Here is a 12830-nt window from a genome sequence, read left to right on the forward strand (position 1 = left end):
GCAGCGGCACGTCCGGGCTCCACCGCCGGGTCCCGGTTCACCTGGACGTCCGGGCCCCGCCGCCGCGTCCCTGTTCGCCCCCCGCCCCCGTCCCCACGGACAACGGCTTCCCCGGGGCCCTCGGCCCGCCGCCCCCGGGGCCGGGGAGGGGCACCGCGCGGTGCCGCTCCGGCCCCCGCCGGACCGGGCGGCGGGCGTCCGGCCTCACATGCCGGTTACGAATCGCTCAACCCCTGGTTGCCGGGCGGTGATCCGGCCACGATGGGGGCATGACTCTGGCTCAGCACGCCCTGGAGCGGCTGCAGGCCTGGCCCGACCTCACCACGAGCAGGGCCAGCTGCGGGACGGGGCGGGCTCTCCGCTCCGTCCGCGACGACATCGTCCACTTCCACTCGGACCGGGATGTGGACCTCCATCTCACCCGGCGGGCCATCCAACGCTTCCACTACGACCTCGGGGGCTCCAGCGCGATACGCCTGGTGCCGGACTCCCCGTGGGCGACCGTGCACCTGGACTGCGGAACCGACATAGACCTCCTGCTCAGCCTGACGAGCGTCGCGCTCAAGGCCCATCTGACCTACCCGCCCACCGACACCCCGTCCGGCTGCAACTACCGCCGCGTCACCGTCCTGCGCCGCGACGGCGTCCGCTGATCCGACGGCCGTCCGCGGCCCCGCGCCGACCACTCGGGCCACCGGCACCTCCGGGGCCGTCGGCACCGCCGGGACCGCAACGCCGTCGCAACGTCCCCCGTGGTGGCATGCACCGCATGCCCCACATCCCCGAGACACCCCCCACACCCGAGACACCCCGCCCGTCGGAGGCTCCCGAGGCACCCGGTCCGTCCAGGGCCCCGGGGACGTCCGGCGACACCGTGCGCGTCGCACTCACCCCGGAGGCCGCCGGGCTGCTGCGCCGACTGCGCGCGGAACACGGTCCGCTGATGTTCCACCAGTCCGGGGGATGCTGCGACGGCAGCGCCCCCATGTGCTTCCCGGCCGGTGAGTTCCGCACCGGCGCCGCGGACGTGCTGCTGGCGGAGCTGGCGGTGGAGGGCGTCGCCGAGCCCGTGCCGTTCTGGATGTCCCGTGCCCAGTTCGCGGTGTGGAGCCACACCGCGCTGACCGTGGACGTGGTGCCCGGCCGGGGCAGCGGCTTCTCCCTGGAGGCCCCCGAAGGCGTCCGCTTCCTCATCCGCTCCCGGGTCGTCGGCGCCTGACGGCGCCCCGTGTCACGGTCGCAGGCTGCTGACGATGTCCGCCGTCGCCGCCAGGCCGCTGCTGATGGTGGGGGCCATGCTGGAACTCGCCAGATAGAAGCCGAGCAGCAGGCAGACCAGCGCGTGCGAGATCTTCAGCCCGCCGTTGCGCAGGAAGATCACCGCGAAGATGAACAGCAACAGCACCACAGAGATGGAAATGGCCATCGTCCGCCTCCTTCACCACGTCCGCTTCGCGGCGTTCGGCGGCAAGTGTGGCCCAGCGGAGGGTTCGTCCGGGCGGATGACCTGTCCGCCGAACGTGTGGTGTCCGGTGCCGCTCCCCCGCCCGTGCACGGCTCGCGCACGGGCCGGGCGCGGCCGCGGGGCCTAGGGACCCGGCCCGTCCGGCGACGGCGGGCGCTCACCCGTGGAGTCAATTCCCCGACGTTCAGACGGTGTTATGGAGCAGTCGCCATACACCGGTCGTCGCCGCCGGGCATCCCCGGCCGTGCGCCGGACCCGCTCCCGACCCCGGGAGACCGACCGTACCGGGGGCGGTACGCCGGTCGCCGCCCCGCCCGGACACGGCGCCCGCTTCCGCGTCCCGGCCCCGGGGAGAGCCCCACCGCGCCCGGTCCGACGCCCGGCACCCCGGCCGGCCCGCCCGGGACCGCTCCGTTCCACCGCCGGTCCGACCCGCAGCGTCACGGACCGGCAGCGTCACCGCCCGGCGGGGCCCTCGGGACGGGCGGGGCCCTCGGGACGTGCGGGCCGGGCGCGGATGTGCATCCGCTCGCCCTGCGGGCCGAACAGGCTGAGGAACTCCACCGGCCCCTCCCCCGTCGACCCGAACCAGTGCGGGACCCGGGTGTCGAACTCGGCGGCCTCGCCCGCGCCCAGCACCACGTCGTGCTCGCCGAGGACCAGCCGCAGCCGTCCGGAGAGCACGTACAGCCACTCGTAGCCCTCGTGGCTGCGCGGGTCCGGTTCCCGGGAGCGGCGGGGCTCCAGCACCTTGAACGCCTGGAGTCCGCCGGGCTGGCGGGTGAGCGGCCAGTGGGTGCGCCCCTCGCGCACGACCGGTTCGGCACGCACCCGGGGATCGCCGACCGGCGGCGCGCCGACCAACTCGTCCAGGGGCACCTGATGGGCACCGGCCAGGGGCAGCAGCAGTTCCAGGGTCGGTCTGCGCAGTCCGGACTCCAGCCGGGAGAGGGTGCTGACCGAGATCCCGGTCGCCTCGGACAGGGCGGCGAGGGTGATCTCGCGCTCCTTGCGGAGCTGCCGGAGCCTGGGGCCGACCCGGGCGAGGACGTCGTCTGCGGTCATGACCCCATTGTGCGGAACCGGCGGGGGCACCCGTCACCCCGGAGCCCCGGCCCGGCGGCGGCCCGCAGCCCGCACCGGCGGCCAGCACCGCTCCGCCGCACCGCCCGGCCGCGCCACCACGGCACCCGCCCGCACCCCGTCGCCCGCCACGCCCCGGCCCCGCACCGCACCGCACCGCACCGCACCGCACCGGCGGGGATGTGGACCCGGCGGGCCCGGTGCACCATGGGGGCATGCTGTTCGCCCGGGTGGCCGAGGTGTCGCGGGAGGTCGGCGCGGTGTCGGCCCGGTCGCGCAAGACCGCGCTGCTCGCGGAGCTGTTCGGGGAGGCGGACCCCGAGGACGTGCCCGTCGTCATCCCGTATCTCGCGGGGCGCCTCCCCCAGGGCCGCATCGGCGTCGGCTGGAAGACGCTGGCACGGCCGGTGGAACCCGCCGCCGGACCGTCGCTGACGGTGCGCGCGGTGGACGCCCTGCTGACCCGGCTCGCCGGGGTGTCGGGGCCCGGTGCGCAGGCCGGGCGGGCCCGGCTGGTCGAGGAGCTGATGGGCGCGGCGACCGCGGAGGAGCAGCGCTTCCTGCGCGGCCTGCTCACCGGTGAGGTCCGCCAGGGCGCCCTGGAGGCGGTGGCCGTCGAGGGACTGGCACTGGCCACCGGGGCGCCCCCGGCGGGGGTCCGGCGCGCGGTGATGCTCGCGGGTTCGCTGCCCGCGGTGGCCGCGGCGCTGCTCGCCGACGGCCCGGGGGCCCTGGACCGGTTCCGGCTCACCGTGGGCCGTCCGGTGCTGCCGATGCTGGCGCACAGCGCGTCCTCGGTCACGGAGGCGGTGGATCGGCTGGGCGACTGCGCGGTCGAGGAGAAGCTCGACGGCATCCGCGTCCAGGTGCACCGCGACGGCGCGGCCGTGGGCGTGTACACCCGGACCCTGGACGACATCACGGACCGGCTCCCGGAGGTCGCCGCGACGGCCCGGTCGCTGCCCGGTGAGCGGTTCGTCCTGGACGGCGAGGTGATCTCGCTGACCGCCGGCGGGCGGCCCCGCTCCTTCCAGGAGACCGCCGGACGCGTCGGCTCCCGTGCCGACGTGGCCACGGCGGCGCGGGCGGTGCCGGTCTCCGCGGTGTTCTTCGACGCCCTCTCCGTCGACGGCCGCGACCTGCTGGACCTGCCGCTGTCGGAGCGGCACGCGGAGCTGGCCCGGCTGGTGCCGGACGCCGCCCGGGTGCGCCGCGCCGTGGTGCGGGGGCCGGACGGCGCGCCCGCCGGGGAGCGGTTCCTCGCCGGGGCACTGGAGCGCGGCCACGAGGGCGTCGTCGTCAAGGCCCTGGACGCCCCGTACGGCGCGGGGCGGCGCGGCGCGTCCTGGCTGAAGGTCAAGCCCGTGCACACCCTCGACCTGGTGGTGCTGGCCGCCGAGTGGGGGCACGGCCGCCGCACCGGCCGGCTCTCCAACCTGCATCTGGGCGCCCGCGCGGCCGACGGCTCCTTCGTGATGCTGGGCAAGACGTTCAAGGGGATGACGGACGCCCTGCTGGCCTGGCAGACGGGACGGCTGCGGGAACTGGCCGTGACGGAGCACCCCTGGGGGGTCACCGTCCGGCCCGAACTCGTCGTCGAGATCGCCTACGACGGCCTCCAGCGCTCCACCCGCTACCCGGCCGGCGTCACCCTCCGCTTCGCCCGCGTCCTGCGCTACCGGAAGGACAAGCGTCCCGAGGAGGCGGACTCGGTGGAGGCGCTGCTCGCCGCCCACCCCGGGGCCGCGCCGTGAGGCGGAGTGCGGGGCTGCTGCTGCACCGGCCGGGACGGGACGGCACCGAGGTCCTGCTCGGCCACATGGGCGGTCCCTTCCACGCCCGCCGCGACGCCGGTTCCTGGACCCTCCCCAAGGGCGAGTACGAGGGCGGGGAGAGCGCCTGGGACGCGGCCCGGCGCGAGTTCGCCGAGGAGCTGGGGCTGCCGCCGCCGGAGGGGCCCGCCGTGCCGCTCGGGGAGGTCCGGCAGGCGGGCGGCAAGGTCGTCACGGCCTGGGCGGTGGAGGCGGATCTGGACCCGGCGGCCGTCGTCCCCGGGACGTTCCGCATGGAGTGGCCGCCCCGTTCGGGCCGGACGGCGGAGTTCCCGGAGCTGGACCGGGTGGCGTGGTTCGGGCTGGAACGGGCCCGCGAGGTGATCGTCGGGGCGCAGTCCGCGTTTCTCGACCGGCTGGCTGAGCACTCGTCCCGGTGACGACGCGCCCCGTCCGCGTTGCGGTGCGCCGCGACGCGGGGCAGGGGTCGAAGCAGACACGCGCACCCAGGGAGGACGGCCATGCCCATCGCGACGGTGAACCCGGCGACCGGCGACACGCTCCGGACGTACGAGGCCATGGGCGAGGAGGAGATCGAACGGCGGCTCCGGCTCGCCGAGGCCACCTTCCGCACCTACCGGACGACGGGGTTCGACGAGCGGGCCCGGCTGATGCGCCGCGCCGCCGACCTGCTGGACGAGGACCGGGACGCGATCGGCGGGGTCATCACCACGGAGATGGGCAAGCCGGTCGCCCAGGCCCGCGCGGAGGCCGCCAAGTGCGCCGGGGCGATGCGCTGGTACGCCGAGCGGGCGGCCGGCCTGCTCGCAGACGAGGAGCCCGGGGCCGCGGACGTGGCGGACTCGGGCGCCTCCCGGGCCCTGGTCCGCTACCGGCCGCTGGGCCCGGTGCTCGCCGTGATGCCGTGGAACTTCCCGCTCTGGCAGGTGGTCCGGTTCGCCGCCCCGGCGCTGATGGCGGGCAACGTCGGACTGCTCAAGCACGCCTCGAACGTGCCGGAGACCGCCCTGTACCTGGAGGACCTGTTCCACCGGGCGGGCTTTCCCGAGGGCTGCTTCCAGACCCTGCTGATCGGCTCGGCCGCGGTCGACGCCGTCCTGCGCGACGAGCGCGTGCGGGCCGCCACCCTCACCGGCAGCGAGCCCGCCGGGCGGGCGGTCGCCTCCACCGCCGGGGAGATGATCAAGAAGACGGTGCTGGAGCTGGGCGGCAGCGACCCGTTCGTGGTGATGCCCTCGGCCGACCTCGACCGGGCCGCGCGGGTGGCGGTGACCGCCCGGGTGCAGAACGCGGGTCAGTCCTGCATCGCCGCCAAGCGGTTCATCGTGCACACCGAGGTGTACGACGCGTTCGCGGAGCGCTTCACCGAGGGCATGCGGGCGCTGCGGGTGGGTGATCCGATGGACGAGGGGACGGACGTCGGGCCGCTCTCCAGCGAGCGGGGGGTGACGGATCTGGCGGAGCTGGTCGAGGACGCGGTGCGCGGCGGGGCGGCCGTCCTGTGCGGCGGCGAGCGCCCCGAGGGGCCGGGCTGGTACTACCCGCCGACGGTGCTGGCGGACATCACCCGGGAGATGCGGATCCACCGCGAGGAGGCGTTCGGGCCGGTCGCCACGCTGTACCGGGCGGCCGACCTGGACGAGGCGGTGCTGATCGCCAACGACACGGACTTCGGGCTCAGTTCGAACGTGTGGACCCGCGACGAGGCCGATGTGGAGCGCTTCGTGCGGGACCTGGAGGCGGGCGGCGTGTACGTGAACGGGATGACCGCGTCCCATCCGGCGTTCCCGTTCGGCGGGGTCAAGCGGTCGGGCTACGGACGTGAGCTGTCCGGGCACGGAATCCGGGAGTTCTGCAACATCACCACCGTATGGCACGGGGCGTAGGGGGTGGCGGGTCTACGATCCCTTCCTGTGACGCGCGAAGTGACCCTGCCTCTGATCGTCGACCACCGCGGCACCCTGCGGGTGTCCGCGGCCGATGTGAGCAAGCTGCTGCGCACGGTCGGCGGCCGGTGGCTGCGGCTGGTGGAGGCCGGTGACGAGGGTCTGGACGAGGACACCGTCGCGGCCCTGACCATCGAGCTGGCCAAGCTGGCCGACCGGATCGACGTGGCGTGCATCGCCCACAGCAGCGGCCGGTCCTCCTGACCGGTCCCGTGCCGCGCCCTCCCGCCGCGCCGGGCGGGCGCGGCCCCCTCCCGTCCGCCGGGCGCGCGGTCCGCGCCGCCGGTACCCGCCGGCGGTCCCCGGTACGGAGTAGCCCGACGAGAGATCGCCGTCCGGCCGGGTGATCGTGGGGGAACACCCCCGGACGAGGGGAGCGGCCCTCCGGCCGGTGGGCCGAGGGCCTTCCGCGAGGCGAAAGCAGGCACGGTCCATGGCGACGTTGCGCAGATCCTCGGGGTCCGTGCCGGAGTACGTGATCACGAGGGAGGAGACGCTCCCGCCGGCACGGGAACGGCGTGCCGGTCACCCCCGACCGCCCCTGTTCCCGCGGATGGCCGCGGACACGGGGGTCCGGGCCGGGCACTTCGCGCAGTCCACCGGGAGAGCCCCGGGGCACTCCGGCTCCGAGGACCGCGACCGGCTCCACGACGTCAGGGCGACCGGATTCCGCCTCCTGCCGGGCAGACGGGTGCCGACGGCCACGGAGCCGCTCGCTCCGGCCCTCGCGGAGCCGGCCGGACGGTACGGCCGGGACGCGGGCGACCCGGACTTCTCGGCCCGCCCGCGCGGGCGGGCCGAGGACCCGGGGCAGGGTGTGAGGAACGCATGAGCGAAGAGACGGTCTCCCGGCCGCTGCCGCCCGTGCGGGAGTGGCCCGTCGCGGACCTGCCGGGCTCGGAGTTCGACCCGGTCCTCGCCGAGCTGATGCGCGAGGGCCCGGTCACCCGGATCGCCCTGCCCGACGGCGAGGGCTGGGCCTGGCTCGTCACCGGCCACGACGATGTGCGGCTGGTCACCAACGACCCGCGGTTCGGCCGCGAGGCGGTGATGGAACGGCAGGTCACCCGGCTCGCCCGGCACTTCGTCCCGGCGCGCGGCGCGGTCGGCTTCCTCGACCCGCCGGACCACACCCGGCTGCGCGGCGCGGTGGCCGCCGCGTTCACGGCCCGGGGCGTGGAGCGGGTCCGGGAGCGGGCGCGGGCCCTGCTGGCCGGGCTGGTGGACGACATGGTGGCGGCGGGACCGCCCGCCGACCTCACCGCGGCCGTGCTGGGCCCGTTCCCCGTCGCCGTCGTCTGCGAGCTGATGGGGGTGCCGGACGCCGACCGTGGCTCGCTGCACACCTGGACGCGTCTCATCCTGTCCGCCGCGCACGGCCCGGACGTCGGCGAGCGGGCCACGCGGGAGCTGAGCGCCTACTTCGCCGATCTGATCGGCTCACGCGCCCGGAGCACCGCCGAGGACGTCACCTCGCTGCTCGGTGCCGCCGTGGGACGGGGCGGGATCACCATGGAGGAGGCGGTGGGCCTCGCGGTCCTGTTGCAGATCGGCGGCGAGGCGGTCACCAACAACAGCGGCCAGATGTTCCACCTCCTGCTCACCCGGCCCGGACTGGCCGAGCGGCTGCGGTCGGCGCCGGAGCTGCGGCCCGCCGCCGTCGACGAACTGCTGCGCTGGATTCCGCACCGCAACGCGGTGGGGCTGGCCCGGATCGCGCTGGAGGACGTGGAGCTGCACGGGGCGCGGATCCGGGCGGGCGACGCGGTCTACGTGTCGTACCTGGCCGCCAACCGCGACCCCGGGGTCTTCCCCGACCCCGACACGATCGACCTCTCCCGCAGCCCCAATCCGCATGTGTCCTTCGGCTCCGGCCCGCACCACTGCCCCGGCGGGATGCTGGCCCGGCTGGAGTCGGAGCTGCTGGTGGACATCCTGCTGGACCGGGTGCCGGGGATGAGGCTCGCGGTACCGCCGGAGGAGGTCCCCTTCAAGCGGGGCGCGCTGATCCGCGGGCCCGAGGCCCTGCCCGTGACGTGGTGAGCGGGCCGGGTGAGGGCGGCGGCCCTAGCGCCTCTCGTTTGGATCATGCCGGGCTCGCGGGGTCCGGCACCGCTCCCTGATCCGGCCTGATCCAAACGAAAGACCCTAGTGACCTGAGTCAGAGAAATTCGGGTGGTTCTCGCGAGCTGCCCGGCGTGCCGGAGGCCGGATATCAGCAGGCCGGGCCGGAACCCTGTCGGCCGCACGGCATCCGGCTGATGGCCGCGATCTGACGAAGAGTCTCTGACTCAGGTCACTAGCGAATCGGTACGCCCGACAGGGTGCGGGCGATGACCAGCCGCTGGATCTCACTGGTGCCCTCGAAGATCGTGTAGATCGCCGCGTCCCTGTGCATCCGCTCCACCGGGTACTCCCGGGTGTAGCCGTTTCCGCCGAGGATCTGCACGGCCCGGGCGGTGACCTTCTTCGCCGTCTCGCTGGCGAACAGCTTGGACATGGAGCCCTCGGCGGCCGTGAACGGCCGCCCGTTGACCGCCATCCAGGAGGCCCGCCACACCAGCAGCCGGGCCGCGTCGATGGAGGTCCGCATGTCGGCCAGCTGGAAGGCGACGCCCTGGTTGTCGATGACGGGCCGGCCGAACTGCTCCCGGGTGCGGGCGTATTCGAGGGCGACCTCGTAGGCGGCGCGGGCGGTGCCGACGGCCATGGCGCCGACGGCCGGGCGGGACGCCTCGAAGGTCGCCATGGCCGCGTTCCGTACCCGTTCGCCCCCGGCGCGGGCCTTCTCCCGGGCGCGGGCGAGGCGCTCGTCGAGCCGCTCCTTGCCGCCGAGCAGACAGGAACCGGGGACCCGGACTCCGTCCAGGACGACCTCGGCGGTGTGCGAGGCGCGGATGCCGTGCTTCCTGAACTTCTGCCCCTGGGACAGCCCCCGGGTCCCGGGCGGGACGATGAAGGAGGCGTGGCCCTTGGAGCCCAGCTCCGGGTCGACGACGGCGACGACCACGTGGACGTTGGCGATGCCGCCGTTGGTGGCCCAGGTCTTGGTGCCGTCGAGCACCCACTCGTCCCTCGCCCCGTCGTAGACGGCGCGGGTGCGCATCGCGGCCACGTCGGAGCCGGCGTCGGGTTCCGAGGAGCAGAAGGCGGCGAGCTTCACGTCGTCGGCGTCGCCGTACATCTGGGGGATCCAGGTGCCGATCTGCTCCTCGGTGCCGTTGGCGAGGACGCCGACGGCGGCGAGGCCGGTGCCGACGATGGACAGGGCGATCCCGGCGTCGCCCCAGAACAGCTCCTCCATCGCCAGCGGGATGCCGAGGCCGGTGGGGTCGAAGTACTGGCGCGCGTAGAAGTCGAGGGAGTAGACGCCGATCCTGGCCGCCTCCTGGATGACCGGCCAGGGAGTCTCCTCACGCTCGTCCCATTCGGCGGCCGCGGGGCGGATGACGTCGGCCGCGAAGCCGTGCAGCCAGTCCCGGACCTCCTTCTGTTCGTCGTTGAGCTCCATGGTGAACCCGGACATGTCCCCCCCCAGTGACGCGCCTACGCATGTTACCTACGGTAACTCACCTTCTGTTACCGGCTGGTAGAGAAAGTCAACCCGCGCCGGGGCGCTCCATCCGGTTCGCCGGGCCCCGTCCGCCGAGTGCTACTTTGCGCAGGCGTCACCGAAACAGCACGGGGTGGGGAGAGCAGATGGACACCACGCAGCGGACCGAGCAGCAACGGTCCGCCGACCGCCGACGGCGCGAACTGCTGGAGGCAGCCGACCGAGTGGTGCTGCGCGACGGACCGCGTGCCTCCATGAACGCCATCGCCGCCGAGGCCGGCATCACCAAGCCGATCCTCTACCGGCACTTCGGTGACAAGAGCGGACTCTATGCCGCCCTCGCCCAGCGCCACACCGACGCCCTGCTCGACTCGCTGCGCGCCGCACTGGACGCCCCGGCGGACCGCCGCAGCCGGGTCGAGGCCACCCTGGACACCTACCTCGCGGCCATCGAGGCCCGCCCCCAGGTCTACCGCTTCCTGATGCACCCGGCCGACGGCGCCACCGGCCCCGGCGACCAGGGCGAGCAGGGCTTCGACGTCGGCAGGCACCTGGCACCCCTGCTGCGCCGGATGGGCGAGGAACTCGGCAAGGTCGTCGAGGAGCGGCTCGACCTCGGCCCCGACACGGCGCTGCGGGCCCGGGTGTGGGGACACGGCATCGTCGGCATGATGCACGCCGCCGGGGACTGGTGGCTCGGCGAACGCCCCTGCTCCCGCGAGGTGTTGGTGCGCAGCCTGGCCGACCTGCTGTGGGGGCGGCTGGCCGGGGCGGGCGACCGGGTGGGCGGCCCCGGCTTCTGACGACGGCAGGGCCCTGACGACGTCAGAGGTCTGACGACAGCCGGACTCCGGCGACGGCGGGGGCGCGGCGGCGGCACCCGGGCTCCGGCGGCGGCCTGCGGTGACGGGGAGGGGCGGGGACGACGGGCGGCCCCGGGCCCCCGGCCCGGCACAGCCTCCGGCCCGGCACAAGCCCTAGCCCGGCCCGGCCCGTCCGCAGAGGCGTCGCCACCCCGAGGGCCCTACCCCGGGGTGCCCCCGCTCCACGGCGCCCGGGCCGCCCTCCGCAGCAGCCTGCGCCGCCGCCACCCGGTGAGGCGGTCGCTGTAGACCCCGCCGTCCAGGTGGTCGCACTCGTGCTGGAGGCAGCGCGCGAAGAACCCGGTGCCGCGCACCCGCACCGGCTCACCGGTGACCGTGAACCCCTCCACCGCGGCCTCGTCGTACCGCTCCGTCCCGGCCTCCAGGCCCGGCAGCGACAGACAGCCCTCGGGCCCGCGCAGCACCAGTCCGCCGCGCTCCACCAGCCGGGGGTTCACCACGTGGCCCCGGTGCTGGACGTCCTCGTCGTCCGGGCAGTCGTAGACGAAGACCCGGACCGGTTCACCCGTCTGGTTGGCCGCCAGCCCCACTCCGTTCGCCGCGTACATGGTGGCGAACAAGTCCTCCACCAGCGCGGCCAGTTGCGGACCGAACTCGGTGACCTCGGCGCAGGGCGCGTGCAGGACGGGGTCGCCGAGGAGCCGGAGGGGCCGTACGCGCCCGCGGACGCCGGGGATGGGGCCTTGTCGCATACGGGCAAGAGTAAGGTCCCTGTGTCCACGGCGGTCAGCGCCCTCCGCCGGGGCCGCGCGGCCGGTGCCGCGATTCGGGAGTGCGAAGGGATCTGGATAGGCTGACGTTCACACCACGTGGCCGGCAGGCTTCAGGCGCGGCGCGTACGCAAGGAGGATCGAGAACTGATGGCAGGCAACTCGGACCCGCTCACGCCGCGGGCCAAGCTGGCCGTGACCGCGGGCAAGGCGGTCGCGGCGGCGTCCCGCGCCGCGGGGCGCGGCAGCGGTTCGGTGATCGGCGGCCGGGTCGCGCTGAAGCTCGACCCCGACCTCCTCGCCCGGCTCGCCCAGCACCTGGACGTGACCCTGGTCTCCGCGACCAACGGCAAGACCACCACCACCCGGCTGATCGCCGAGGCGCTCAAGGCGGCCGGCCCGGTCGTCTCCAACGCGCTCGGCGCCAACATGCCGGCCGGCATCACCTCGGCCCTCGCGGGGGGGTCGGACGCCCGGTTCGGCGTCATCGAGGTCGACGAGAAGTACCTCGCCGGTGTCGCCCGGGACACCGCCCCCAAGTGCATCGCCCTGCTCAACCTCTCCCGCGACCAGCTCGACCGCGCGGCCGAGACCCGCATGCTCGCCGAGAACTGGCGCGAGGGCCTGGCCGGTTCCAAGGCCGTGATCGTGGCCAACTGCGACGACCCGCTGGTGGTGTGGGCCGCGTCCTCCTCCCCCAACGTGATCTGGGTCGCCGCCGGGCAGATGTGGAAGGACGACGCCTGGTCCTGCCCCTCCTGCGGCGGTGTGATGCAGCGCCCCGGCGACGACTGGTTCTGCGGCGAGTGCGGCTTCCGCCGCCCCACACCGAGCTGGGCGCTCTCCGGCGACCACGTCCTCGACCCGCACGGTTCGGCCTGGCCGATCCACCTCCAGCTCCCGGGCCGCGCCAACAAGGCCAACGCCGCCTCCTCGGCCGCCGTGGCCGCCGTCTTCGGCGTCCCGCCGCAGGTGGCGCTGGAACGCATGTACCAGGTGCAGGCGGTCGCCGGACGCTACGACGTGGTCCAGTTCCAGGGCCGCGACCTGCGGCTGCTGCTCGCCAAGAACCCGGCGGGCTGGCTGGAGACCTTCTCCCTGATCGATCCGCCGCCCGCCCCGGTGATCCTCTCGGTCAACGCGCGCGGCGCCGACGGCACGGACACCTCCTGGCTGTGGGACGTCGACTACACCCGGCTGACCGGCCACCCGATCTGCGTCCTCGGCGACCGCAAGCTGGACCTCGCGGTGCGCCTGGAGGTGGCGGGCCAGCAGTTCCAGGTGTGCGAGACCCTCGACCAGGCGGTGCAGCTCTGCCCGCCGGGACGCATCGAGGTCATCGCCAACTACACCGCCTTCCAGGACCTGCGCCGCCGCGTCGGCAACTGACCGTACG

13 protein-coding genes are annotated in these 12830 nt (G+C 74.7%); 9 read left to right on the forward strand and 4 right to left on the reverse strand.

Annotation, left to right across the window (positions count from 1 at the left end; genetic code table 11):
* Positions 1-269 precede the first annotated feature (269 nt).
* Complete coding sequence (locus ACZ7LB_RS20985; protein ID WP_471470187.1) at positions 270-653, forward strand: luciferase domain-containing protein; 384 nt, start codon at positions 270-272, stop codon at positions 651-653.
* A gap of 221 nt (positions 654-874) precedes the next feature.
* Positions 875-1219 carry a DUF779 domain-containing protein gene (locus ACZ7LB_RS20990; RefSeq protein WP_471470189.1) on the forward strand — a complete coding sequence of 115 codons (345 nt, stop codon included), beginning with the start codon at positions 875-877 and terminating at the stop codon, positions 1217-1219.
* A gap of 12 nt (positions 1220-1231) precedes the next feature.
* Here ACZ7LB_RS20990 and ACZ7LB_RS20995 read toward each other — a convergent pair whose 3' ends face one another.
* Both ACZ7LB_RS20995 and ACZ7LB_RS21000 read right to left on the reverse strand, forming a co-directional pair.
* A complete protein-coding gene (locus tag ACZ7LB_RS20995) occupies positions 1232-1426 on the reverse strand; it encodes a hypothetical protein (protein WP_161226796.1) in 195 nt (64 codons plus the stop codon).
* Positions 1427-1921: 495 nt separating this feature from the next.
* A complete protein-coding gene (locus ACZ7LB_RS21000) occupies positions 1922-2530 on the reverse strand; it encodes a helix-turn-helix domain-containing protein (RefSeq protein ID WP_471470191.1) in 609 nt (202 codons plus the stop codon).
* Between the two features lie 233 nt (positions 2531-2763).
* Between ACZ7LB_RS21000 and ACZ7LB_RS21005 the strand changes: the two genes are divergently transcribed.
* From ACZ7LB_RS21005 to ACZ7LB_RS21025, 5 genes are all read left to right on the forward strand, one after another.
* Positions 2764-4302, forward strand: a complete 1539-nt coding sequence (locus ACZ7LB_RS21005; RefSeq protein WP_471470193.1) for an ATP-dependent DNA ligase — start codon at positions 2764-2766, stop codon at positions 4300-4302.
* Complete coding sequence (locus tag ACZ7LB_RS21010) at positions 4299-4760, forward strand: NUDIX hydrolase (protein WP_471470195.1); 462 nt, start codon at positions 4299-4301, stop codon at positions 4758-4760. The genes ACZ7LB_RS21005 and ACZ7LB_RS21010 overlap by 4 nt, the downstream gene beginning before the upstream one ends.
* Positions 4761-4841: 81 nt before the next feature.
* Positions 4842-6227 (forward strand): NADP-dependent succinic semialdehyde dehydrogenase, encoded by a 1386-nt coding sequence (locus ACZ7LB_RS21015; protein ID WP_471470197.1) that lies wholly within the window; start codon positions 4842-4844, stop codon positions 6225-6227.
* Between the two features lie 27 nt (positions 6228-6254).
* Complete coding sequence (locus ACZ7LB_RS21020) at positions 6255-6491, forward strand: DUF6213 family protein (RefSeq protein WP_471470199.1); 237 nt, start codon at positions 6255-6257, stop codon at positions 6489-6491.
* Between the two features lie 624 nt (positions 6492-7115).
* The gene (locus ACZ7LB_RS21025) at positions 7116-8330 is read left to right on the forward strand and encodes a cytochrome P450 (protein WP_471470201.1); all 1215 of its coding nucleotides are present in this window, start codon (positions 7116-7118) and stop codon (positions 8328-8330) included.
* Positions 8331-8586: 256 nt separating this feature from the next.
* Here ACZ7LB_RS21025 and ACZ7LB_RS21030 read toward each other — a convergent pair whose 3' ends face one another.
* Positions 8587-9813, reverse strand: a complete 1227-nt coding sequence (locus ACZ7LB_RS21030) for an acyl-CoA dehydrogenase family protein (protein WP_471470203.1) — start codon at positions 9811-9813, stop codon at positions 8587-8589.
* Between the two features lie 173 nt (positions 9814-9986).
* Between ACZ7LB_RS21030 and ACZ7LB_RS21035 the strand changes: the two genes are divergently transcribed.
* Entirely contained in the window at positions 9987-10643 is a 657-nt protein-coding gene (locus ACZ7LB_RS21035; RefSeq protein ID WP_161226789.1) for a TetR/AcrR family transcriptional regulator, read from the forward strand.
* Positions 10644-10864: 221 nt separating this feature from the next.
* On the opposite strand, the gene def is transcribed toward ACZ7LB_RS21035, so the two are convergent.
* The gene (gene def, locus ACZ7LB_RS21040) at positions 10865-11416 is read right to left on the reverse strand and encodes a peptide deformylase (protein ID WP_471470205.1); all 552 of its coding nucleotides are present in this window, start codon (positions 11414-11416) and stop codon (positions 10865-10867) included.
* A 168-nt stretch (positions 11417-11584) separates the two neighbouring features.
* On the opposite strand from def, the gene ACZ7LB_RS21045 reads away from it, so the two are divergent.
* Complete coding sequence (locus ACZ7LB_RS21045; RefSeq protein WP_161226787.1) at positions 11585-12823, forward strand: MurT ligase domain-containing protein; 1239 nt, start codon at positions 11585-11587, stop codon at positions 12821-12823.
* Positions 12824-12830: the final 7 nt, after the last annotated feature.

The sequence above is a fragment of the Streptomyces sp. NPDC107521 genome, assembly GCF_055598485.1.